The organism is Streptomyces sp. NPDC030809, assembly GCF_055572195.1.
This window is the reverse complement of the sequence record NZ_JBVIDV010000002.1, coordinates 1-21,614: the sequence shown is the minus strand read 5'-3', so window position 1 is coordinate 21,614 and position 21,614 is coordinate 1. Positions and strand designations below refer to the sequence as shown.

The window sequence follows — 21,614 nt, the reverse complement described above, 5'->3', positions numbered from 1 at the left end:
TCCTCTCTCCCTCCCGCCCTGCCTCTCCCTTACCCCCCCCCCACCCCCCCCCCCCCCCCCCCCCCCCCCCCCCCCCCCCCCCCCCCCCCCCCCCGGCCCCGGGGCCCCGGGCCTCAGGCCGGGCGGCCGACCGCGGGCCGGGGGCGGTTCTGCCGCTCCCGGGCCCGCTGTTCGCGGGCCGCCTGCTCGGGGTGGCGGGCCTGCCAGTACGGGTTGTCGTGGGGGAGGGCGCTGCCGACGCGGCCGTACATGCCGAACCACATCAGCATCACGCCCACGACGAAGCTGAACAGGACGTTCTGGATCCGGAACGCCAGGAAGTTGAGGTTGGAGTCCAGGAGAGCCAGGTTCACGAACCCGCTCGCGATGAACAGCACCCCCAGCACGATGTTGAGGGTGGAGGCGAAGGTGCCGCCGACCACCATCCCGACGAAGAGCAGTCCGCCGATGCAGATCGACAGGACGCTCAGCGCGCCGTTCGTGTTCAGCCCGAGCACCGTGTCCCCGCCGGTGTCGAAGAAGCCGATCCGGTCGATCAGCCCCAGGATGCCGAAGGCGACGAGCAGCAGGCCCGTGAGACCCGCGCCGACGCGGTAGACCTTGCTCAGCTTGTGGTCGGTGGGCAGGTGCTCGTCGAGCGTGGCGTTCACGGGATGCAGGACGCGCTGCACCACACCGGGGCCCTTCGGGCCGGGCGGCGGCCCGTACGGCTCGTGCGGCACGTAGGGCGCGTAGTGCTCATGGGGCTCGGTGCACCCGAAGGCCGCGTGCGGGGCGTACGACCCCTCGGACGCCGGCGGCGCTTCGGGCTCGCGCGGCTTGTGGAAAGCATGGGCAGCCATGGCGCCCTCCTCGGTGCCGTTCCTGCTCCGTTCCCTGCACCTCCCAGCATCCGCCGCACCCCACCCGCGGACAACTCCGGGGCGGGGCGGGGGCGGGGGGCCCGGGCGGGCCTTGGCGGGGGCCGAGGGGAGCCGGCGCCCACGGCACCCACACCTCCGCCCAGGGGCTTCGGGGGCGGGCGTCGGGGCCCGGAGGCAGGCGCGTTGCGGCGAGTCGGGGCCGCGGTGTCGTGGCCGAGGTGTGGGGGCCAGGGCCAAGGCCAGGGTCAGGGCCAAGGGCAGGGCCGGGGCCGGGGCCGGGGCCAGGGCCGGGGGGGCCGTGGGGAGAGGTCCCGTGAGCCGGAGGCAGGCGTGTTGCGGCGAGTCGGGGGCCGCGGTGTCGTGGCCGAGGTGTGGGGGTCAGGGCCAAGGGCAGGGTCAGGGCCAAGGGCAGGGCCGGGGCCAGGGCCAGGGCCGGGGGCAGGGGGGCCGTGGGGAGAGGTCCCGTGAGCCGGGGGCCCGGGCCGCCGATACCTGCCGTCGTCCCGCCGCGGTCAGCCGACGGCGCGCCTACCCCGCATGTCCGCCACCACGCGGCCCACCGCCAGCCGCACCTGCTCGGTCTCCTGGAGGAAGTGCCAGTAGTCGGGGTGGCGGCCCTCCAGACCCGCCACCGCCCGGTCCAGCCGGGCCACCGCATCGTCCAGCGGGCGCGCGTGCTGCGGATCCGGCACGCTGCGGCCCTCCATCGCCAGCCGCTGCGCGTCCCGGATCGCGAACCGGGTCCGGTCGATCTCCTGCTGCGGGTCCCGGGCCACCGCCTCCAGCACGCGCAGCCGGTCCCCGGCCGCCGACACGCCCTCGTCGGACGCGTCGAGGAGCGCCCGTACGGTCCCCAGCAGGGCCGTCGCATCCGCCCAGCGCTGCTCCTGCCGGGCCGCGCCCGCCTCCCGCAGCCGCTCCTCGGCCTGCCGCACCGCGGCCGCCGCCTGCTCGGGCACCTGCTGGAGGTCCTGCCAGCAGGCCGCACTGAACCGGCGCCGCAGCTCACTCAGGATCGGATCCACCTGCCCGGCCCGCGTCTGCAGGGCCTGCGCCCGGGTCCGCAGGCTCACCAGACGGCGGTCCATCTCGGCCGCCCGTTCCGGCAGCCGCTCGGCGTCCGCACGTATCGCCTCGGCCGCGCGCAGGATCCGGTCGGCCCGCTGGATGGTCTCCGCCACCCCGTGCCGCCCGGCCCCCTCGTTGAGCTTGGTCAGCTCGGGCGCCAGCGCCGCGAGCCGCGCCGCCGACTCGTCGGCCCGCAGCCCCGAGGCCCGTACGGAATCCAGCGCGCCGGTGGCGGCGAGCAGCGCGGCCTTGGCCCGCTCGCGGGCCGGCGCCACCCGCGCGAGCTGCGTCTCCGCCGTGTCGAGGAGCGGCTGCAGCCCCTGCGCGAACCGGTCCAGCTCCCCGTTGACCCGCACCAGCTCGTCCCGGGCCCGCGTCAGCTCCGTCCGCGCCCGGCTCGCGACGGCGGCCTCCAACTCCGGCCGGTCCAGGTCATACGCGTCGACCGCCTCGATGTACGCACGGCTGACCTGGTCGATCCGCTGCCCGAGCGCCGCGAACCCGTCCGCGGCCTGCCGGGCCGCCGGCGACCGGTCCACGGCGGCAATGGTCTCGATGGAGATCCGCAGGTCCCGCTGCGCGGTGTCCAGCGCGTAGAACGCCTCGGCGGCTGCATCCTTGGCCGCTTGCGCGTCGGCCCGCCGGCTCTCGTCCCGCCCACCGAACCACCGCCGGGAAGTAGCCGTCACAATCCCTCTCCCGTGCCGCGTCGCATCCGCCATGCCCGGTCCATTCTCCCCCACGCGAACGCGTTTGCGTCCGTACCAGCCCCTGCATGTAGGCTGTCCACTCATCCACGGGTGCGTAGCTCAGGGGTAGAGCGCTGCTCTTACAAAGCAGATGTCGGCGGTTCGAAACCGTCCGCGCCCACCAGCACAAAGACCCCCTGCCGATCACGGCAGGGGGTCTTTGCATGCCGCATCGGTGCCGCATGGCCTCCGCGAGGGGCATCAAGTGGACCTTGCGAGGACGGCTGCGCCTCAGCCGCTTGCCACACCGGCCAGTGTCCCGCGGACGGAGACGAGCCGCGCCGGATGCCCGTTTCGCGAGCAGGACGCCCCGGCTTGTCACACCCTTCCCCCATCCTCTCTGGCATGAACGAAGACGTCTTCTGGCAGCTCATCGAGAAGTGCCGCCCCTCAGCCCCCGACCCCGAGGGTGATCAGCTCGCGGCTGCCCTGATCGCCCACCTGGCGAACGGCCCTGTCAAGGACGTGGCCGGCTTCGCCGAGCAGCTCTCCTGGGCCCTGTACAGGTTGGACCGCAAGGAATACGGAGCCGGGATGTCGGGTGATGCGTTCCTGTACACCAGGGCTGCGGTCGTTGCGGCAGGCCGGGACGAGTACAAGAACGTACTTCGGGACCCAGAGCGTTTCATGCCGTTCGTGAACGACCGCGTGTGGGCCGAAGCCCTGCTCTACGTTCCCGACAGTGCCTACGAGCAGCTCACGGGCGAGGAATGGGACCGCCGCACTCAGTACAGCTACGAGTCTTACTCCAACGCAGCCGGCTGGATCGGCGCATAGCCGCCAACAGGCGCTCCTGCCTCACCGCACGGCAGGTGTCGGCGTTTTGGCGTGGGGCCTTCGGTGTCCGGGGTTGGCCGTACGCTGCTGTCATGGGCATGGGAGGCATCACGCCGGGGGCCGTACTCAAGGCCATGGCGGAGTACGAGGAATTGGGGCGGGAGGCGTTTCTCGCGAAGTACGGCTTTGCGGCAGCCTTTTCGTATGTCGTGGTGCACGAGGGGAGGGAGTACGACTCCAAGGCGATTGCCGGTGTGGCACACCAGTGGGATCACGGCCGCCCGCTCAGGCCGGGAGAGTTCAGCGGGGGCAAGGATCACGCTGTGGCGTGGCTGAAGCGGGCAGGGTTCCACGTCAAAGCCGTGAAGAACCCCGACTGGGCCAGGGACGAGATCATCCTTGCCTGCCAGCTCGTGATGGAGAACGGCTGGAAGGGGCTGGATGCCCGAGACGCCAGGGTCGTGGAGCTGTCAGCTCTGCTCCAGGTGCTCCCCATCCACTCCGAGACGGAACGCAACGAGAAGTTCCGCAATGCCAACGGGGTAGCACGTAAGACTTTCGACATCGCCACTCGGCATCCGGAGTACCAGGGCAAGCGCACCAAGGGCGGAGCTCTCGATGAGGCGGTGCTGAAGGAGTTCCTCGCCCGGCCGGAGGAGATGGCCGGGGCGGCGCGGCTCATACGCCGCGGTGTCGCCACGGGTGACCTGCAGACTCTTGCGCCGACCGACGACGAGACGTTTGACGATGACTACAGCGCTCCCGAGGGCCGGCTCCTCATGCGTCGACACCAGGCCCGCGAGCGCAACAAGAACCTGCGCAAGAAGAAGATCAATTCCGTGCTCCAGGGCGGAGGACGGCTGGCGTGTGAGGCGTGCGGGTTCGACTTCGAGGCCGTCTACGGTGACCGTGGCGCTGGGTACATCGAGTGCCACCACGTGCTGCCCCTCCACGTAGCGGGGGAGGGGCGGACCAGACTCGGTGATCTCGCCCTCATCTGCGCCAACTGCCACCGCATGATCCACCGGCGTGCACCATGGCCGACTCCGCGGGAACTGCGGGCGTCCATAGAGCGCAAGCATGCAGCTGACCGGCGTGCAGCCGAAGCTCTGTCGCGCCCGCGTAAAGCCGCTGACCAGCAGATGCCCAGCTAGTGATCCCACCTCGGCGGTTCGAAACCGTCCGCGCCCACCGGGGCAACGGCCCCCTGTCGATCACGGCAGGGGGCCTTTGGTGTCGTCGGGTGGGGGTGTGGGGGCTACTTGAGGTTGAGGGTCTGGAGGTCGGTGGTTCCGGGCGGCCTCGTGATGGTGAAGCTCTTGCTGTAGCTGTGCGACTCCCCGTCGCTGTCTTCGCAGTTGACCGTGGCGTTGGCGGTGAGGCCCTTGCCCTTGGGGATGTTGGTGAAGGTGATCGAATAGGTCTCCGAGACGTCCTCGCCCGAGAGGTCGGCCGTCTTGGCGGTCCTGCCCCTGGGGGTGATCGACACCTGGGTCACCGTGGTGTCCTCGAAGCGCTCGCAGCTCGCGGTGCCCTGGACTTTGACCTTGCCGGAGTCCGGGTTGGCCGCTGCGGTGCCGGTGGCCGCGACCGGGAGGGCGGCTGCCAGTGAGGCTGTGGCCAGGGCGGCGGCGAATCGCCTTGCCTTGGTGCTGAGGTCCCGCATGTCGGTCTCCACTCGTCTGCTGCGGCCCGCGCGGGGGGTGGAGACGGACGTCGAGTCGAAAGTGGCCGGCCGCCGGGCCGGGCGCGGCGTCGGGTCGCCACATGCGGGTGCCGTCGCTTGGATGGGTGCGCCTGGGGGTGCGTGGGCCGGGGCCGGGGCCGTACGTCTCGTACGGGGCCGGTGGTGCCGGGCCGTGCACGGGTGGCGCCGGAGTGCCGGTGCGGCCGGTGCCCTGCTCCGGCTTCGGTGGGTCTGCTTGCCGGATGCGGCTGCTGCGGCCGTGGCTCCTACCACTTCGACCGTATCGAGCCCCCCGGGGTGTGTCCACTTTTGGTCGGTTCGGCGAAATTGACGCCTCAACCGCCGGAACGGGCGCGCGGGCGCCGCTGCCGGGGCGGGCTTCGGGAAGCGTCCCCGGGGCCGGGGGCGTGCGGCGCATACTCGGAGTATGTGTCGGAGTATCAAGACCTTGCGTCCGCCGGCCCTCCCCGAGAAGGCCACCGAGGAGGAGATGCAGGCGGCCGCCCTGCAGTACGTACGGAAGGTGTCGGGGTTCAGGGCGCCCGCGGCGCACAACCGGGAGGTGTTCGACGCCGCCGTGGCGGCGGTGGCGGAGGCGACCCGGGCGCTGCTCGACGGCATCGAGGTGCGCGGCTCCCATGCCCGGCCCCCTGAGCACGTGCATGCGCATCAGGAGGCGTGAGGGGCGTTCGTACGCCGTGTGACCGGCGGTGACCGGGCTCCCGCCGGTCCGCCGGGGCGGGAGTGGCCGGCCACCTGGCGGGTCAGTGGCGGGTGTGCGCGCGGCGGCGCAGGATCCACACGGCGGTGCCGGCGGCGCCTGCCACCAGGGCCCCGCCCAGGGCGATGCGCGCCGGGCTCGACTCGCCGATGCTGCCGCCGAGGCCGCCGCGGGCCGCCCCCGGGGTGACCTGGAGCGAGACGACGACCGTCCGGCCGCCGGGGCTGCCGCACTCGAAGGTGACCCGGTGGGTGCCGGGGGTCGCGTCGCGGAAGACCAGTGCGGAGCCGAAGAGGTTCGTCGCCTCCTGGTTGCCGGGTGTCAGGCGCACGTCCCCGAAGGCGCTGGAGGAGGCGCGGCCGGTGCGGGTACGGCAGCCCGAGATGTTGAGCGAGACCCGGCTGCCGGGCGCGACCGTGGTCGGGGAGACGCTGGCGATGGGCGCGAGGCTGCCCCCGGTCGCGGCGACCGCGGCGGTGGGGGCGAGGGCGGTGGCAGCGGTGGCGGTCAGTAGGGTCGCGGCCGCGACGGTGGTCAGGCGCATGAGCGGAACTCCTCGGCTCCTCGGAAACGGCGCGGCCAGGGCACGGATGTGACGCAGCTTCGGTTGCGCACCGCTGTCCTTCGGACGCTAGGAGCCGGGCCCGCCCGCGGCGATCGGGACCGGGTGAACGGGTGAGCACGCTGGTCCGGCCGGGGGAGCAAACCCGCCCACCCGGGCGTGTCGCCGGGCGCCAAGGCCCCGGAGCGCGCTGCGACGCGGGTCCCTCCACGTGACCATCGGGCCCGGGCCGGGGCCACGGGCCCGGCGGCCGCCCGGACCCGGGCCCGCTGCCGGCCCGGCCTCGCGCCCGCGCCCCGCCGAGGCCTGCCCGCTCCTCGCGCGCCGAACCGGCCGCGCTGCCGCCGAGGCCTGCCCGCGCCTCGCGCCCTGAACCGGCCGCGCTGCCGCCGGGGGCTTGCGCGCATCGTGCGTGCTGGACGGTGCGGGCCGCCGCCGTGTCTCGTTCGTGGACCGCCCTGAACCGGCCGCGCCGCCGCGGGCGCTCGTGTGTGCATCGTGCGCCGGGGGGTTCGTGTGGTCCTCTGGCCGGCCGGGGGCGGTGCCTCGTGCCGGGCGGGTGTGTCGGCGCCGGATGGACGCGCATCGCGCGCGGAGCCGGCCCTGCTGCGGCCGGGACTTGTTCGTGTGGCGTGCGTGCCGCGTGCCGGGCGGTTCGGGTGACCGTCCGAGCTCGGCCGTGGACCGCGTGCTGAACGGGCCGCCGTCGCCGGGGCTTGGAAGCGCATCGTGCGCCGGAGGGCCCGTATGGGCGTCCGGCCGGCCGGGGCGGGGCCCCGAGCCGGACGAGCCACTGCCGGACCTTGTCCGGTCCGGTGCGTGCCGGACGGGTGCTCCGGCGCCGGATGTCTGTGTCCGGGTGTCCGTGTATCGGGCGCGGAGTCTGCCGTGCTGCGGCCGGGGCGTGTTCCGTGTGTCGGGCGTGCCGGGCGGTTCGGTGACCGTCCGAGCTCGGCCGTGGACCGCGTGCTGAACGGGCCGCCCTCGCCGGGTTATGCGGGCGTCGCGCGTGCCGGACGGGCCGGGCTGCGGCCGGGGTTCGTGCGGGCGTCGTGCGTGCCGGACGGGCCGGCTGCGGCCTGGGTTTGTCCGTGCGGGGTGCGGGGTGGACCCGTCGTGCCGCCTACGGGGCTCGGCCGAGGAGAGGGCTGTCCACCTGGCCTGCGGGGTGGTCAGGTGGCTGGGGTGGGGGTGGGGCGGCGCATGAGGTAGGCGGCCAGGGTGCCTGCGGCGAAGAGGGCGGCCACCGAGACGGCCGTGCCCAGCCAGGTGGCGCCCAGCCATTGGGTGCCGAAGTAGCCGAGGGAGACGCTGTAGCCGGCCCAGGCCATGCCCGCGAGGGCCGACCAGGGCAGGAACTCCTTGATGCGGCGGTGGGCGGCGCCCGCGGCCAGGGAGACCACCGAGCGGCCGGCCGGTGCGAAGCGGGCGATCACCACCAGGAGGCCGCCGCCCCGGCTCAGGGCCCAGCCGAGTCGTTCCTGCGCCCGGCTCAGCCGCCGGGAGCGGGCGATGGCCCGGTCGAGCCGTGCCCCGCCGCGCCAGGCGACCCGGTACGCGGCCAGGTCGCCGAGCACGGATGCGGTGGTGGCGCAGATCAGCAGGGACAGGATGTCCGGGACCTGCTCGGGCACCGGGGCGGCCGCCCCCGCGGCCCCCGCAGCACCGGCCGCGGCTGCCGCGGCGGCGGCGGTGATCACCAGGACCCCGCTGGGCAGGACGGGCAGGAAGACGTCCAGGATGACGGAGACCGCCACGACGGCGTAGATCCAGGGGCTCGTGGTCAGCGACCCCACACTCTCAAGCAAAACGGGACTCCCCAGTCCGGTTGGCGTACGGCGGAACGCGCCGCGGCGTCGCGGGGGAGCGGCAGGAGCGGCTTGGCTTGACAGCCATACAGCGTACGCCTGGCGTTCGGCATGCGTACGGCGGGGTCCGCCCTTGTGTCAGGTTTCCGACCGGACTGTCATGTTCCTGTTGATCTGCACCCCCTCGCCGGCCCCCCGCTCCGGCTCCGCCAGGTCCCGTTCCATGGCGGTGACGAGCCGCGCCCCCGCCTTGCCGCCGGAGCGTGCCTGGTCCAGTCGGAGCCGGGCGGTACGCCCCCGCAGGGACAGCGTCATCAGCTGGTTGGCGAACCACGGCCCACCGGTGCGGTGCCAGACCAGCGGCGGCCGCCCCGTCCGGGCATGCCGGCTCAGCACCCGCCCGAGCCAGCGGCCCGCCCGGCTCCAGCCGAACCGGAACCCCAGCTTCACGGCCCGGTGGATGGAGTTGTGCACCGGGGAGCAGGTCAACTGGTAGATCCGCGAGGTGGTCGCGGTCCGCGGCTCGGCCACGTAGGCGTGGTGCACGTCACCGGACAGGACGCACACCGTGGCCGGGGCCCGCGGCCCCGTCCCCACCTCCTCGATCAGGTCGGTCAGCGCCGCGAAGGAGGACGGGAAGGCCGCCCAGTGCTCCAGGTCGCTGCGCCGTCGCAGGTCCTCGGCGAACCGGGCCCACCGCTCCCCGCGTTCACCCCGGCACAGCGCCGCGTCCCAGCCCTCCGCGTCGTGCACCAGCGGGGGCAGCAGCCAGGGGAGCGAGGCGCCGATGAGCAGGTGGTCGTAAGCGCCGTGCCCGTCAAGCGCGTTGTCGCGCAGCCACTGCTGCTCCTCCGGGTCGAGCATGGACCGCCGCTCCTCGTGGAGCACCCGGGCGCACCGGGTGTCGATGATCAGCAGGCGCGTGCCGCCGAGGTCGCGGCGGTAACTCCAGCGCACCGAGGTCGGATCGGCGTCCGCCGCGGCCGCGAACCGGCGCAGCTCGTCGGTCCCGTCGGGGGCCTCGCGTATCGCCGCGTAGAGCGGGTCCGCGGCGAGCTCGGCCGGGGAGAGGTTCCCCAGGTGCTGGTAGACCCAGTACGACATCAGCCCGCCGAGCACCCGCTCCTGCCACCACGGCAGGGCGCGGCGCTCCGCGACCCAGGCGGCGCTGGTGTTCCAGTCGTCGGACAGGTCGTGGTCGTCGAAGATCATGCAACTGGGCACGGTGGACAGCAGCCAGCGGATCTCCGGGTCCAGCCAGGATTCCTCGTAGAGCCGGGTGAACTCCTCGTAGTCCGCGACCTGGGCCCCGGGGGCCTCGCGCAGGTCCCGCCGGGCGGCGAGCCAGGCCCGGGTCTCGCGCGAGAGCATGTCGGCGTACACCTGGTCGCCGAGGAGCAGCAGCACGTCGGGCCGCTCGGCGCCCGGCTCCGCGGCGAGGCGCGCCGCGAGGGTGTCGAGGGCGTCCGGGCCGTGCGGCCCGCGGCCCTCGGCGGGCGGGGCGGCCTGCCGGCAGGAGCCGAAGGTCAGCCGCAGCGGGGGCGCCTCCCGGCCGGGCGCGCGCGGCACGGGGGTGCTTATGGTGCTCGCCGGGAACGCGCTCCCGGGCAGCGGCCAGACCGGACGCCCGTCGAGCAGCACCTCGTACGAGGTGGTGGTCCCCGGGGTGAGGCCCGTGACGGGTATCAGTGCGTAGTGGTGCCCGGAGATCTGGAACGTGCGGACGGAACCGCCGGCCCCGTCCGCGCAGCGGACCTCGGCCGTGCACGGCCGGTCGGCCTCGACCCACACGGTGGCCGTGTCCCCGCGGTCCCAGTCCACGTACCGCAGCAGTGGTCCCAGGCGCAGTCCGCCCATCCGACTCCCCCTCCTCCGTTGCCCCTTGACTCAAAGTACGACGGGGAGGGGGGCGGTGGTTCCTGTTCCGACCCGGAGATCGGCCCGGAGATCGCCCCGGAGACCGGCCCGGGTTCCACCGGGCTCGGGTCCGGGGCTTTCCCGGGTCTCCGGGGGGTGTCAGCAGCCGTTGAGCACGTTCAGCAGGGCCGTCTTCTCGGCGGAGTCGATGGTCAGCCCCCAGTACTGCTTCACGTTGACCCACATGCGGGCGTACGTGCAGCGGTACGCGGTGCGCGAGGGCAGCCACTCCGCGGGGTCCAGGTCGCCCTTGGCCTGGTTCACGTTGTCGGTGACGGCGATCAGCTGCGGCCGGGTCAGGTCGTTGGCGAACTGCTGGCGCTTGGCGGTGGTCCAGGAGGCGGCGCCCGAGCGCCAGGCCTCGGAGAGGGCGACCACGTGGTCGATGTCCAGGTCGGCGGCCGCGGTCCAGGTGGCGCCGTCGTACTCCGAGTACCAGCTGCCGCTCACCGAGGCGCAGGAGGAGTCGGTGACGACGTTCACGCCGTCGCGCTTGAGGACGGTCTCCCGGGTGTTGCAGGTGCCGGAGACGGTGCTCCAGTGCGGGAAGAGGTCGCGGCTGTAGCCGCTGGAGGAACCTTCCGCCTGGGGGGTCACCGTGGCCAGGTAGGCGCGGGCGGCCGCCGCGCTGATCGGCGCCGGCGGCGCGGCCTGGGCGGCGGGGGCGTTCACCAGGGCGGTGGCGGCGAGCGTTCCGATTGCTGCGAGCATGCCAAATCGACGCGCGTAGATGCCGGACATGGTTCTCCTCGGTGCGGGGGGTTGGAGGGCTTCGGACCCCGGCGGGGCCCGGCCATCGTGGCGGCGCCGGGTTTCGCTCGGATGGGCACCAGGTAACAGGGTGGCGACATGGCCACGTCAGATCAAGTCGTCCAACCGGCGTCCGTCAAGCGGAAGTTGAGGTTCCGGGGTGGTGGTGGTGTGCCCGACGGCAGCGGGGCAGCCCGGTAGGCCCGCCCGGCAAGCCCGGTGGCCCGCAGTCGCGGCGGGGCGAGGGAGGAGGCCCGGGGAAGGGGCGTGGAGGGGCGGGGGAACGGGCCCGCGGGACCTGCGCGCGGCGCGGGCCGGGACCAAAGGCCCATTCCGGCACGTCCGGCGCGTCCCGTACTCTGTACGGAGCAGAAGGGGAGTAGCTCTTCGCCGGACCGTCGACACACTGCTGGGTCACCCAGCCGGCGCCCGGAGGCAGGCCGCGGTCAGCGGTCGGCCAGCGAGACCTTCGGCCGCAGTGTCCTCGTGTACCCACGGGGCGCCGCCGTGCCGAAGCGACCCCTGAATCAACCCAGGTCTCTCGGTGCGGCAGCGTCCTGCCCGACCGATTGAGGTAACTCCTCCGTGATCAGCATCAGCATCATGGCGATCGTCTTCGGACTCGTCTTCGTCGCCGAGCTGCCCGACAAGACCGCCCTCGCCGGGCTCATGCTCGGCACCCGCTACCGGGCCTCCTACGTCTTCGCCGGCGTCGCCGCCGCCTTCGCCGTGCACGTCGCGCTCGCCATCGCGGCCGGCAGCGTGCTGACCCTGCTGCCGCACCGGTTGGTGCAGGCGGTGGTCGGCGTCCTGTTCCTGGCCGGTGCGGGCATGCTGCTGCTCAAGAAGGACGACGGGGAGGAAGAGGTCAAGGCGCCCGCCGACCAGTCCTTCTGGAAGGTCTCCGGGGCGGGCTTCATGCTCATCCTGGTCGCGGAGTTCGGCGACCTGACCCAGATCATGACCGCGAACCTCGCGGCGCGCTACGAGGACCCGCTCTCCGTCGGCCTCGGTGCGGTACTCGCCCTGTGGGCCGTCGCCGGCATCGGCATCGTGGGCGGCCGCACCCTCATGAAGTACGTGCCGCTGCGCCTGATCACGAAGATCGCGGCCGGCGCGATGGCGGCGATGGCCGCCTTCAGCCTCTACGAGGCGATCGCGGGCTGAGTCCGCGGGCGGCCCTGGCGCAGCCGGCCGGGCGCGCCCGGCGCATGGGAAAGGGGCCCGCCCCGGTGGCAGTCACCGGGGCGGGCCCCTTTCCCATGCGCGCTCAGGCCGCGGCCGGCGCCGGCTGCACGGTCAGCACGATCGAGCCGTCCGCCGCAGGGGTCACCCGTACGGCCGTCAGGTCCGGTACGTGCACGGTGGGGCCGTGCTCGCCGGCCCGCGGACCCACGCCCACCACGCGCATGCCCGCGGCCCGGCCGGCTGCGATGCCGGCGCCGGAGTCCTCGAAGACGATGCAGTCGGCGGGGTCGACGCCGAGTTCGGCGGCGCCCTTCAGGAAGCCCTCGGGATGCGGCTTGCTGGCCTCGACGGACTCGGCGGTCACCCGGACCTCGGGCATCGGGAGGGCCGAGGCGGTCATCCGGGCCGTGGCCAGGGCCACGTCGGCGGAGGTGACCAGGGCGTGCGGCAGTTCTTCGAGCGCGGCCAGGAACTCGGGTGCGCCCTCGACCGGCACCACCCCGTCCGTGTCGGCCGTCTCGCGGGCCAGCATCACGGCGTTGTCCGCGTGGTTGAGCTCCATGGGGCGCTCCGGGAGGAGCAGGGCCATCGTGGCGTACCCCTGGCGGCCGTGGACCACCTTCATGGCCTCGTCGGGGTCCAGTCCGTGGGTCAGCGCCCACTCGCGCCAGCAGCGTTCGACCACCGCGTCCGAGTTGACCAGGGTGCCGTCCATGTCGAGGAGCAGGGCCCGGGCGGACAGGACGACGGGGGCGGTGGTGGTGCTGGCCGGCATCGGCGGGGCTCCAGACGGGCGCGGGAAGAGAACAAGCGGTTCCGTCCACCGGTCAGGGAGTGCGGACGGAACCACTTTGTTTCTTCACGATACAAAATACAGGTTGGTCTACGCCAGTACAGCCCCCAGGCCGAAAAAAAGCAGGATCGGTGAGCGGGAGGGCGGGAGCGGACGAGGGCGGGGGCAGACCGGGCCGGGCACGGCCGTCACGGCTCGTGGGTCTGGGCCTCCAGGGCCCTGCGGGTCGCGGGACCATAGACCCCCGAGGGATCGCCGATGATGTTCGCCCAGGCCTGGTAGTCGGCCACGGCGCGCTCCACGGCGCGGGTGTACTTGCCGTTGACCGGCCCCCCGTACATGTCGAACTCGGCCAGCCGGGCCTGGAGCTCGCGGACCTCCGCGCCGCCGTCCCCGCGGCGCAGCGTCTGACCCGCCGGCGCGGTGGGGTCCGGGGAGCGGGTGGCCTTGCGGGACGGGCCCGGCGAAGGGCTCTGCGTCCCACGCGCCCCGGGGGAGGCGGAGGCCGGCCCGGAGGCGGTGGGGGAGGACTCGCCGTCCTCCGACTCGTCCGCTGCGCCCTCGCTCGCGGCCGCGGTCGGGCCGTCCTGCTCCCGCTCCCCGGCGCCGGTCGCCGACGGCCGGGCCTTGTCGGGGGCCACGCTCACCGCGGGCGGCGAAAGCGTCGGGTCGGGCAGGGCGCGGTCCTTCCCGTCCCCGTCCTCCGCGGACATGCCGACGGCCAGCAGCCCGGCGCCGAGCGCCACGACCGCCGCGCCGACCAGCAGCGGCAGCGCTCTGCTCCGGCCCCGGTTCCGCCCCCGCCCGGCCCGTGCCGCGGCCCGTCCCGCCGGCGCCGCATGCAACCGGACCGCCTCGTCCACGATCAGCGTCCCCGGACCGGCCTCGGCCCCGTCCGCGGAGCCGGCACCGACCCCGGATGCGCCCCAGCCCTGCTCGGGGGACCCGTAGGCCGCCGCCTGCGTGGTCCCGTACGGGTTTGCCTCCAGGCTCTCGGGGCCCGCCTGTGGGCTCCCGTAGGCCGTCGCCGGGCTCCCGTCCGGGGGCCCGTACGGATTCCCGCCGGGACTTCCGTACGTGGCCCCGGCCGGGCCCCCGTACGCGCCCGTCTGCGGGGCCTCGCGGTGGCCCGCGTACGGGATCCACGCGCTCGGCTCGCCCTCGGCGGCGGTCGCTCCGGCGTCCGGGGTCCCGGCAGCGGGGGTCCCGGGAGCCCCGGCCGGCACCACCGGCAGCACCTCCGTGACCCCGTCGGCCGGGCTGCCCACGCCCGTCCCGCCGGTCCCGCCGAAGCCGGACCCCGCGGCATACGGCCCGCCGGGCCCGCCCGGCGCGGCCTGCTCCCCGCCCGCAGGACCCGGAACCGGACCCGCCGTGCCCATGCCCGCGCCTCCTTCGGGCCACGGCCCGGCGGCGTACGGCGGCGCAGGCACCGTCCCGGCGGCGGGGCTCCACGGCTCCTCGGCCGTCGCTCCCGCGCCCACCGGACCGGCGGCCGCCGGTGCCGGCCCCCACGGGCCGGGCGACACCGGCTGCTGCTCCCCGGGCTGCTGCTGTACGACGCCCAGGAGGCGCGGGGCGGAGTCCGCCGGGGACGCCTCGCCGCTGCCGTCGCCGGACGCGCCCGGGCGGGACATGTACGGGCGGATCCGGGAGTGGTCGAAGCCGCCCGCCGGGGTGCGGGTGTGGCCGCAGCGGCCTCCGGCAGCGCCGCATTCTGGACAGCGCACAGCGCTCACTTGTGGATCCCCTCCCAGGCGTGTGCCTGCGATTATGCAGATCCCCGGGAGCCGGCCCAACCTGCCCGACAGGCCATAACCGGACACACCACTCAGGATGGAAAGGTGTACCGGCCCTGAGGAGGAGTTCATGGCTCAGGAAGTGACCGCCAAGGCCGTGGACCCCGGGTCCGGACCCGGCGCGGAGCACCCCGAACGCAACGTCATGGTCGCCATCGGCGCCCTGCTGCTCGGCCTGCTCATCGCCGCACTCGACCAGACCATCGTCTCCACCGCGCTGCCGACGATCGTCAGCGATCTCGGCGGCATGGAGCACCTCTCCTGGGTGGTCACCGCGTACATGCTCGCCTCCACCGCGGCGACCCCGCTGTGGGGCAAACTCGGTGACCAGTACGGCCGCAAGAAGCTGTTCCAGGCCGCCATCGTCATCTTCCTCATCGGCTCCGCCCTGTGCGGACTCGCCCAGGACATGCCGCAGCTCATCGGCTACCGCGCCCTGCAGGGCCTCGGCGGCGGCGGCCTGATCGTGCTGTCGATGGCGATCGTCGGGGACATCGTCCCGCCCCGCGAACGCGGCAAGTACCAGGGCCTGTTCGGCGCGGTCTTCGGCGCGACCAGCGTCCTCGGCCCGCTGCTCGGCGGCCTGTTCGTGGACCACCTCAGCTGGCGCTGGGTCTTCTACATCAACCTCCCCATCGGCATCGTCGCCCTCCTCGTCATCGCCGCGGTCCTCCACATCCCGGTCCGCACCTCGAAGCACACCATCGACTACCTCGGCACCGCCCTCATCGCATCCGTCGCCACCTGCCTGGTCCTCGTCGCCTCCCTCGGCGGCACCACCTGGGCCTGGGGATCGGCGGAGATCATCGGCCTGGCCGTGCTCGGCGCCGTCCTGCTCGCCGCCTTCGTCGCCGTCGAGAAGCGCGCAGCCGAACCGGTGCTGCCGCTGAAGCTGTTCCGGATCCGCACCTTCACCCTGTGCTCGGTGATCAGCTTCGTCATCGGCTTCGCCATGTTCGGGGCGATGGTCTACCTGCCCACCTTCCTCCAGGTCGTCCAGGGCGTCTCGCCCACCATGTCCGGCGTCCACATGCTGCCGATGGTGCTCGGCATGCTGATCACCTCCACCGGCTCCGGACAGCTCGTCAGCCGCACCGGCCGCTGGAAGGTCTTCCCCATCGCCGGCACCGCCGTCACCGCGATCGGCCTGCTCCTGCTCCACCAGCTCCACCGCACCAGCTCCACCTGGGAGATGAGCGCCTACTTCTTCGTCTTCGGCGCCGGACTCGGCCTGGTCATGCAGGTCCTGGTGCTGGTCGTGCAGAACGCCGTCAGCTACTCCGACCTCGGCGTCGCCACCTCCGGCGCCACCTTCTTCCGCTCCATCGGCGCCTCCTTCGGCGTCGCCATCTTCGGCACCGTCTTCACCAACCGGCTCGACGGCAAGCTCGGCGATGCGCTCGCCGGAACCGCCCTGCCGCCCGGCGCCTCCGTCGCCCGCATGGAAGCCGACCCGCGGGCCATCGGACTCCTCCCGCCCGACCTGCGCGTCCGCGCCCTCGACGCCTACTCCGCCGCCATCACCGACGTCTTCCTCTACGCCGTCCCCGTGGTGCTCCTCGCCTTCGTCATCGCCTGGTTCCTCAAGGAGGACCGCCTGCGGGCCTCCGTCACCGCGCCCGACGTCAGCGAGACCCTGGCGTCGAACCCCGTGCAGCGCACCTCCCACGACGAGGTCGCCCGGGCCCTCTCGGTCCTCGGCACCCGCGAGGGCCGCAAGCACGTCTACGAGAAGATCACCGCCAAGGCGGGCTACGACCTGCTGCCCGCCTCCAGCTGGCTGCTGCTGCGGATCTCGAAGTACGGCTCGGCGGAGCCCGCCGTACTCGCCGAACGCACCACCGTCCCGCTCCGCGTGATCACCGAGGCCGCCCGCCAGGTCGAGGAACGCGGGCTGGCCGTACGCCAAGGCCTGCCGCTCGTCCTCACCCCCGAGGGCAGGGCGGCGGCCGCCCGGCTCGCCGAGGCGCGCCGCGAGTCCCTCGCCGAGCTGCTGGGCGACTGGTGGGGCCCGGACCGGCCCACCGACCTCGTGAAGCTGGTGGAGGAGCTCAACGCCGAACTCTGCGGCTCCGACGCCGAAGAGCCCCACGAATCGCTCCCGCGCCGCGACCACGCGGCCCACTGACCCGCGGCCCACTGACCCGCGGCCCACTGACCCGCGGCCCACTGACCCGCGTCCCGCCCTCCCGGTGACCGCCCTTCCCGCGCCCGCCCCCCGCCCCGGGCCCCCGGTCCGAACTCCGCGCCGCCCTCAGTCGGTCAGCCGCTTCTCGAACCAGTGCTGCGCGTACGGCCCGGAGTTGTACGCGGGTATCTCCGCATAGCCGTGCTTCGCGTACAGCCCGCGGGCCTCCACCAGGTCCGTGCGCGTGTCGAGCCGTATCCGCCGCGCGCCGAGGGACCGGGCGGCCTCTTCGAGGGCCGACAGCAGGGCCCCGCCGCCTCCCGTCCCGCGCCGGTCGGGCCGTACGTACACCCGGGTCAGCTCCGCCGTCTGCGGGTCCAGCATCCGGAGCCCGGCGCAGGCCGCGGGCTCGCCCCCGTACCGCCCGACGAGGAAGGCGCCGGTCGGTGCCGTCAGCCCGTCCGCCGGGTCCTCCGCGAGCCCCTCGTCCACCTCGGCCGCGGTGGCGGGACGCCCCCAGTAGCGGCCGGCCACTTCCGCGTAGTACTCCCGGCGCAGCGCGGTGGCCGCCGGCGTGCCGAAGTGCTCCGCCGTGACCGCCCAGCCGTCCGCCCCGCCGTCCGCACGGCCGGTGCCGGCCGCGCCCCTCGCACTGCTCTTGATCGCGTTCATGGCGTCATTGTGCGGGCCCTCGCCCACACGCCGCGTGGAATATCCACAGGCGCGGGCGGATGATGAGGAAAGGTGTAAATCGCACAACGGGAAGGGTGGGAAGCGCCATGTCGATGTCGCAGCATCCGGACGCCGCCCTCATACGCAAGGGCTACGAAGCATTCACCAAGGGGGACATGGAGACCCTGTCCTCCCTGATGACCGCGGACGTCATCCACCACGTGCCCGGCAACAACATGTTCTCCGGCCACCACAAGGGGCGCGAGACCGTGCTCGAGTTCTACCGCCGGCTGGGCGAGGAGACCCAGGGCACGATGCAGGTCCAGCTGGAAACGGTGCTGGTGGACGGCCGGGGGCACGGCATGAGCGTGCACCTCGTCAAGGCCGACCGCGGGGACCGCGGCATCGAGATCCACGAGGGCCTCTTCTTCACCATCGTCGGCGGGAAGATCACCGACATCGACGGCTGCACGGCCGACATCGACGAAGAGGACGCCTTCTGGTCCTGACGCGCGCACCCGGCGCCGGCGCCCTGCGGGTCCCGCCCGGCCGCGCACCCGCGCGCCCGGCCGGAACCCGCCGGCGGGAAGGGATCAGCCCTGCTTCGGGGCCGCCTGCTGGACCACCTCGAAGGACCACAGCGTGGAGCCGGAGGCGGCCGGCTTCGGCCGCTCGCCGCCGCCCGCGCCGCCGCCCTGGTGGGCCGCCTTCATCGGCCCCTCCATCCAGGCCTGGAAGGCGGCCTCGTCACGCCAGCGCGTGTAGACGAGGTACGTGTCGGTGCCCTCGACCGGGCGCAGCAGCTCGAACCACTCGAACCCGTCGGAGTTCTCCACCGACCCCGCACGCGAGGAGAACCGCTTCTCCAGCTCCTCCCGCTGCTCGGCCGGCACGGTCAATGCGTTGATCTTCACGATGCTCATGCCGCAATCCTGCCAAAGGGGCGCCGGGGCGTGCTGACGCCCCGGCGCCCCTCCGGGTGGATCGCCGCGTCCTGTCAGGATCGCCCGGACCGCGTGGGGGCGCCACCCGGACGGACGCACGGCGTCCCGGTGGCGCGGGCGGGGCGGGCCGGGCGGGCCGGGCGGGCCGGGGCCCGCGGAGGGTTTCCGTCGGGGCCGGGCCGGGGCCCCGCACGGTTTCGGTCGCACCCGGCCCGGCCCCCGGCGGATGCCCGGTCGCGCCCGGGCCGGCCCCCGGAGGATGCCGGTCGGGCCCGGGCAGCGGAGGATGCCGGTCAGGCCCGGGCCGCGGGTGCGGGCGGTGTCGGGCCGTCGTGGACGACCTGGAGTTCCTTGATGCCGTTGAGCCAGGCCGCGCGCAGCCGGCGGGGGGCGGGGCCGGTCAGGCGGAGGTCGGGCAGGGTGTCGGCCAGGGCGTTGAAGATCAGGTCGATCTCCAGGATGGCCAGTGACTTGCCGAGGCAGAAGTGCGGGCCGCCGCCGCCGAATCCGAGGTGCGGGTTCGGGTCGCGGGTGATGTCGAAGACCTCCGGGTTCTCGAAGACCTCGGGGTCGTGGTTGGCGGAGGAGTAGAACATGCCGACCCGGTCGCCCGCCTTGATCTTCTGCCCGCCCAGTTCGGTGTCCTGGGTGGCGGTGCGCTGGAAGGAGACCACCGGGGTGGCCCAGCGGACGATCTCCTCGGCGGCCGTGGCCGGGCGCTTGGCCTTGTAGAGCTCCCACTGCCCGGGGTGGGTGAGGAAGGCGTGCATGCCGTGGCTGATGGCGTTGCGCGTGGTCTCGTTGCCGGCCACCGCCAGGACGAGGACGAAGAAGCCGAACTCGTCGGAGCTGAGGTTGCCCTGGCCCTCCGCGGCGACGAGCTGGGTGACGATGTCCTGGGCCGGGCACTGCTTCCGGTCGGCCGACATGTTCATCGCGTAGGCGATGAGGTCCATGGCCGACTGGGCGCCGACCTCCTCGGTGACGGCGTACTCGGGGTCGTCGTACGCGATCATCCGGTTCGACCAGTCGAAGATCTTGGACCGGTCCTCCTGGGGGATGCCGATGAGTTCGGCGATGGCCTGGAGGGGCAGTTCGCAGGCGACCTTGGTGACGAAGTCGAAACTGCCGCCGCCCGCACCGCCCTTGGCCTCCTCGACGATGCGCCGGGCCCGGTCGCGCAGGGCGCCCTCCAGGCTGCGGATCGCGCGCGGGGTGAAGCCGCGCTGGACGATCTGGCGGACCCGGGTGTGCTCGGGCGGGTCCATGTTCAGCATGATCAGGCGCTGGGCATCTATCTGTTCGCGCTGGATGTGCTCGTTGAAGCGGATGATCGCGGTGTTCACGGTGGAGGAGAAGAGCTCCGGGTGCGTGGAGACGTACTTGACGTCCGCGTGCCGGGTGACGGCCCAGTAGCCCTCGTCGTCGAAGCCGGTGATGCCCCGCGGCTGCGGACACCACCACACCGGGGCGGTCTGCCTCAGCTGTGCGAACTCCGGGAGGGGGACGCGGGCTTGGAGGAGGTCGGGGTCGGTGGCGTCGAACCCCTCGGGAAGCGCGGGGCAGGGCATCGGCAACTCCAGAGTCTGACGGCCCATCAGAAGTCGTGTTGAAGGTAGTAACGAGTTCTAGAAGTGACAAGGGCTCCGGCGCGGCCTGTTGAGTGCGGGAATCGTGCAAGAAGCGTGCAAGACCCTTGCGTGGCAGGGGTTCCGGTCATAAGACTGCGGGGAGAACTAGAACGCGTACTAGTTCGGGGCGGGGGCGACCCCGGAGACGGGCGACCCCGGACACGGACACACCCCTGCCGCGGTCCGCCGGGACGGACCGCCGCTGCGGAGGAGAGGACGAGCTCATGGCCGCGGAACCCGTCATCGTCGAAGCCGTACGCACCCCCATCGGCAAGCGCGGAGGCTCGCTCGCCAACCTGCACCCGGCCTACCTGCTGGGCGAGACCTACCGCGAACTGCTCGCCCGTACGGGGATCCGGCCCGACTGCGTCGAGCAGATCGTCGGCGGCACCGTCACGCACGCCGGCGAGCAGTCCATGAACCCCGCGCGCAACGCCTGGCTGGCCATGGGCCTGCCGTACGAGACCGCCGCCACCACCGTGGACTGCCAGTGCGGCTCCTCCCAGCAGGCCAACCACATGGTGGCCAACATGATCTCCAGCGGGGTCATGGACATCGGCATCGCGTGCGGGGTCGAGGCGATGAGCCGGGTGCCGCTGGGCTCCGGGTCCAAGCACGGACCGGGCAAGCCCTTCCCGGACGAGTGGAACGTGGACCTCCCCAACCAGTTCGAGGCCGCCGAGCGCATCGCCCGCAACCGGGGCCTGGGGCGCGAGGACGTGGACCGGCTGGGGCTGCTCTCCCAGCAGCGGGCGGCCGCGGCCTGGGCGGAGGAGCGCTTCAAGCGGGAGACCTTCGCCGTACAGGTGCCCACCACGGAGGAGGAGCAGGCCGCCGGGCAGGGCATGTGGCGGCTCGTGGACCGGGACGAGGGCCTGCGCGACACCTCCATGGAGGCCCTGGCCCGGCTCAAGCCGGTGATGCCGACGGCCGTGCACACCGCCGGGAACTCCTCGCAGATCTCCGACGGGGCGGCCGCCGTGATGTGGGCCTCGCGCAAGATGGCCCGCGCCCTGAAGCTGCGGCCGCGGGCCCGGATCGTCGCGCAGACCCTCGTCGGCGCCGACCCGCACTTCCACCTGGACGGGCCGGTCGACGCGACCCGGGCGGTCCTCGGCAAGGCGGGCATGTCCCTCAAGGACATCGACCTGGTCGAGATCAACGAGGCCTTCGGCTCGGTCGTGCTCAGCTGGGCCCGGGTCTTCGGACAGGACCTGGAGAAGGTCAACGTCAACGGCGGGGCCATCGCCCTCGGCCACCCGGTCGGCGCCACCGGCGCCCGCCTGATCACCACCGCCCTGCACGAGCTGGAGCGGCGGGACAAGGAATTCGCGCTGATCACGATGTGTGCGGGCGGGGCGCTCGCCACCGGCACCATCATCCAGCGCCTCTAGACCCCCTGGTCCGGGGATGGGGGAAGGCCCCGGTGGCCGGCCAGGGGAGGCCGGCCACCGGGGCCTTCGTGCGCCGGCTCAGTACCAGTGGTGGGTCTGCCAGAAGTTCCAGGCGCCGACGGGGCTGCCGTAGCGCTCGTTCATGTACTCCAGGCCCCACTTG

20 protein-coding genes and 1 tRNA gene are annotated in these 21,614 nt (G+C 73.4%); 8 read left to right on the top strand and 13 right to left on the bottom strand.

The window, feature by feature from the left end; translation table 11 throughout:
* Window positions 1–113: 113 nt before the first annotated feature.
* Together ACZ407_RS02800 and ACZ407_RS02795 are read right to left on the bottom strand one after the other, a co-directional pair.
* Window positions 114–842, bottom strand: coding sequence for a DUF4383 domain-containing protein (locus tag ACZ407_RS02800; protein WP_468124951.1), 729 nt, complete (start codon window positions 840–842; stop codon window positions 114–116).
* Between the two features lie 533 nt (window positions 843–1,375).
* Window positions 1,376–2,653, bottom strand: coding sequence for a hypothetical protein (locus ACZ407_RS02795; RefSeq protein WP_468124950.1), 1,278 nt, complete (start codon window positions 2,651–2,653; stop codon window positions 1,376–1,378).
* A 76-nt stretch (window positions 2,654–2,729) separates the two neighbouring features.
* Between ACZ407_RS02795 and ACZ407_RS02790 the strand changes: the two genes are divergently transcribed.
* The 3 genes from ACZ407_RS02790 to ACZ407_RS02780 all read left to right on the top strand — a co-directional run bounded on the left by ACZ407_RS02790 (window position 2,730) and on the right by ACZ407_RS02780 (window position 4,611).
* Window positions 2,730–2,804, top strand: a tRNA-Val gene (locus ACZ407_RS02790).
* Window positions 2,805–3,025: 221 nt separating this feature from the next.
* Window positions 3,026–3,457, top strand: coding sequence for a DUF4240 domain-containing protein (locus ACZ407_RS02785; RefSeq protein WP_468124949.1), 432 nt, complete (start codon window positions 3,026–3,028; stop codon window positions 3,455–3,457).
* Between the two features lie 92 nt (window positions 3,458–3,549).
* Entirely contained in the window at window positions 3,550–4,611 is a 1,062-nt protein-coding gene (locus ACZ407_RS02780; protein WP_468124947.1) for an HNH endonuclease, read from the top strand.
* A gap of 104 nt (window positions 4,612–4,715) precedes the next feature.
* Here ACZ407_RS02780 and ACZ407_RS02775 read toward each other — a convergent pair whose 3' ends face one another.
* Entirely contained in the window at window positions 4,716–5,123 is a 408-nt protein-coding gene (locus ACZ407_RS02775) for a hypothetical protein (protein WP_468124946.1), read from the bottom strand.
* A 448-nt stretch (window positions 5,124–5,571) separates the two neighbouring features.
* On the opposite strand from ACZ407_RS02775, the gene ACZ407_RS02770 reads away from it, so the two are divergent.
* On the top strand, window positions 5,572–5,826 hold the full coding sequence (locus ACZ407_RS02770) for a DUF2277 domain-containing protein (RefSeq protein WP_468124944.1): 255 nt from the start codon (window positions 5,572–5,574) through the stop codon (window positions 5,824–5,826).
* Between the two features lie 82 nt (window positions 5,827–5,908).
* On the opposite strand, the gene ACZ407_RS02765 is transcribed toward ACZ407_RS02770, so the two are convergent.
* From ACZ407_RS02765 to ACZ407_RS02750, 4 genes are all read right to left on the bottom strand, one after another.
* Window positions 5,909–6,409: a hypothetical protein gene (locus ACZ407_RS02765; RefSeq protein WP_468124942.1), complete on the bottom strand. Its 501-nt coding sequence runs from the start codon at window positions 6,407–6,409 to the stop codon at window positions 5,909–5,911.
* 1,190 nt (window positions 6,410–7,599) lie between these two features.
* Window positions 7,600–8,235 (bottom strand): DedA family protein, encoded by a 636-nt coding sequence (locus ACZ407_RS02760; protein WP_468124940.1) that lies wholly within the window; start codon window positions 8,233–8,235, stop codon window positions 7,600–7,602.
* A 138-nt stretch (window positions 8,236–8,373) separates the two neighbouring features.
* On the bottom strand, window positions 8,374–10,092 hold the full coding sequence (locus ACZ407_RS02755) for an alkaline phosphatase D family protein (protein WP_468124938.1): 1,719 nt from the start codon (window positions 10,090–10,092) through the stop codon (window positions 8,374–8,376).
* A 159-nt stretch (window positions 10,093–10,251) separates the two neighbouring features.
* Window positions 10,252–10,893 (bottom strand): HNH endonuclease family protein, encoded by a 642-nt coding sequence (locus ACZ407_RS02750; protein WP_468124937.1) that lies wholly within the window; start codon window positions 10,891–10,893, stop codon window positions 10,252–10,254.
* A gap of 594 nt (window positions 10,894–11,487) precedes the next feature.
* Between ACZ407_RS02750 and ACZ407_RS02745 the strand changes: the two genes are divergently transcribed.
* Entirely contained in the window at window positions 11,488–12,069 is a 582-nt protein-coding gene (locus ACZ407_RS02745) for a TMEM165/GDT1 family protein (protein ID WP_468124935.1), read from the top strand.
* A 103-nt stretch (window positions 12,070–12,172) separates the two neighbouring features.
* Here the strand turns inward: ACZ407_RS02745 and ACZ407_RS02740 are convergent, their stop codons facing one another.
* Both ACZ407_RS02740 and ACZ407_RS02735 read right to left on the bottom strand, forming a co-directional pair.
* Window positions 12,173–12,865, bottom strand: coding sequence for an HAD-IA family hydrolase (locus ACZ407_RS02740; RefSeq protein ID WP_468124933.1), 693 nt, complete (start codon window positions 12,863–12,865; stop codon window positions 12,173–12,175).
* 206 nt (window positions 12,866–13,071) lie between these two features.
* Window positions 13,072–14,622 (bottom strand): peptidoglycan-binding protein, encoded by a 1,551-nt coding sequence (locus ACZ407_RS02735; RefSeq protein ID WP_468124931.1) that lies wholly within the window; start codon window positions 14,620–14,622, stop codon window positions 13,072–13,074.
* A gap of 130 nt (window positions 14,623–14,752) precedes the next feature.
* Between ACZ407_RS02735 and ACZ407_RS02730 the strand changes: the two genes are divergently transcribed.
* Window positions 14,753–16,810 (top strand): MDR family MFS transporter, encoded by a 2,058-nt coding sequence (locus ACZ407_RS02730; protein WP_468124929.1) that lies wholly within the window; start codon window positions 14,753–14,755, stop codon window positions 16,808–16,810.
* A gap of 126 nt (window positions 16,811–16,936) precedes the next feature.
* Here ACZ407_RS02730 and ACZ407_RS02725 read toward each other — a convergent pair whose 3' ends face one another.
* Complete coding sequence (locus ACZ407_RS02725; protein WP_468124927.1) at window positions 16,937–17,482, bottom strand: GNAT family N-acetyltransferase; 546 nt, start codon at window positions 17,480–17,482, stop codon at window positions 16,937–16,939.
* A gap of 113 nt (window positions 17,483–17,595) precedes the next feature.
* Here ACZ407_RS02725 and ACZ407_RS02720 point away from each other — a divergent pair, with 113 nt between their 5' ends.
* Complete coding sequence (locus ACZ407_RS02720) at window positions 17,596–17,991, top strand: nuclear transport factor 2 family protein (protein WP_468125454.1); 396 nt, start codon at window positions 17,596–17,598, stop codon at window positions 17,989–17,991.
* Window positions 17,992–18,075: 84 nt separating this feature from the next.
* On the opposite strand, the gene ACZ407_RS02715 is transcribed toward ACZ407_RS02720, so the two are convergent.
* Window positions 18,076–18,405 (bottom strand): antibiotic biosynthesis monooxygenase family protein, encoded by a 330-nt coding sequence (locus tag ACZ407_RS02715; protein WP_468124926.1) that lies wholly within the window; start codon window positions 18,403–18,405, stop codon window positions 18,076–18,078.
* A gap of 314 nt (window positions 18,406–18,719) precedes the next feature.
* On the bottom strand, window positions 18,720–19,997 hold the full coding sequence (locus tag ACZ407_RS02710; protein WP_468125453.1) for a cytochrome P450: 1,278 nt from the start codon (window positions 19,995–19,997) through the stop codon (window positions 18,720–18,722).
* Between the two features lie 284 nt (window positions 19,998–20,281).
* Here ACZ407_RS02710 and ACZ407_RS02705 point away from each other — a divergent pair, with 284 nt between their 5' ends.
* Window positions 20,282–21,451 carry a steroid 3-ketoacyl-CoA thiolase gene (locus ACZ407_RS02705; protein ID WP_468124924.1) on the top strand — a complete coding sequence of 390 codons (1,170 nt, stop codon included), beginning with the start codon at window positions 20,282–20,284 and terminating at the stop codon, window positions 21,449–21,451.
* Between the two features lie 78 nt (window positions 21,452–21,529).
* Here ACZ407_RS02705 and ACZ407_RS02700 read toward each other — a convergent pair whose 3' ends face one another.
* Window positions 21,530–21,604: a hypothetical protein gene (locus ACZ407_RS02700; RefSeq protein ID WP_468125452.1), complete on the bottom strand. Its 75-nt coding sequence runs from the start codon at window positions 21,602–21,604 to the stop codon at window positions 21,530–21,532.
* Between the last annotated feature and the right edge of the window lie 10 nt (window positions 21,605–21,614).

Coding starts and splice junctions, on each gene's coding strand:
- ACZ407_RS02765 (WP_468124942.1), bottom strand. CDS start 6,409: ATGCGCCTGACCACCGTCGCGGCCGCGACCCTACTGACCGCCACCGCT.
- ACZ407_RS02770 (WP_468124944.1), top strand. CDS start 5,572: ATGTGTCGGAGTATCAAGACCTTGCGTCCGCCGGCCCTCCCCGAGAAG.
- ACZ407_RS02720 (WP_468125454.1), top strand. CDS start 17,596: ATGTCGCAGCATCCGGACGCCGCCCTCATACGCAAGGGCTACGAAGCA.
- ACZ407_RS02715 (WP_468124926.1), bottom strand. CDS start 18,405: ATGAGCATCGTGAAGATCAACGCATTGACCGTGCCGGCCGAGCAGCGG.
- ACZ407_RS02800 (WP_468124951.1), bottom strand. CDS start 842: ATGGCTGCCCATGCTTTCCACAAGCCGCGCGAGCCCGAAGCGCCGCCG.
- ACZ407_RS02785 (WP_468124949.1), top strand. CDS start 3,026: ATGAACGAAGACGTCTTCTGGCAGCTCATCGAGAAGTGCCGCCCCTCA.
- ACZ407_RS02725 (WP_468124927.1), bottom strand. CDS start 17,482: ATGAACGCGATCAAGAGCAGTGCGAGGGGCGCGGCCGGCACCGGCCGT.
- ACZ407_RS02740 (WP_468124933.1), bottom strand. CDS start 12,865: ATGCCGGCCAGCACCACCACCGCCCCCGTCGTCCTGTCCGCCCGGGCC.
- ACZ407_RS02730 (WP_468124929.1), top strand. CDS start 14,753: ATGGCTCAGGAAGTGACCGCCAAGGCCGTGGACCCCGGGTCCGGACCC.
- ACZ407_RS02780 (WP_468124947.1), top strand. CDS start 3,550: ATGGGCATGGGAGGCATCACGCCGGGGGCCGTACTCAAGGCCATGGCG.
- ACZ407_RS02705 (WP_468124924.1), top strand. CDS start 20,282: ATGGCCGCGGAACCCGTCATCGTCGAAGCCGTACGCACCCCCATCGGC.
- ACZ407_RS02775 (WP_468124946.1), bottom strand. CDS start 5,123: ATGCGGGACCTCAGCACCAAGGCAAGGCGATTCGCCGCCGCCCTGGCC.
- ACZ407_RS02710 (WP_468125453.1), bottom strand. CDS start 19,997: ATGCCCTGCCCCGCGCTTCCCGAGGGGTTCGACGCCACCGACCCCGAC.
- ACZ407_RS02750 (WP_468124937.1), bottom strand. CDS start 10,893: ATGTCCGGCATCTACGCGCGTCGATTTGGCATGCTCGCAGCAATCGGA.
- ACZ407_RS02755 (WP_468124938.1), bottom strand. CDS start 10,092: ATGGGCGGACTGCGCCTGGGACCACTGCTGCGGTACGTGGACTGGGAC.
- ACZ407_RS02795 (WP_468124950.1), bottom strand. CDS start 2,653: ATGGCGGATGCGACGCGGCACGGGAGAGGGATTGTGACGGCTACTTCC.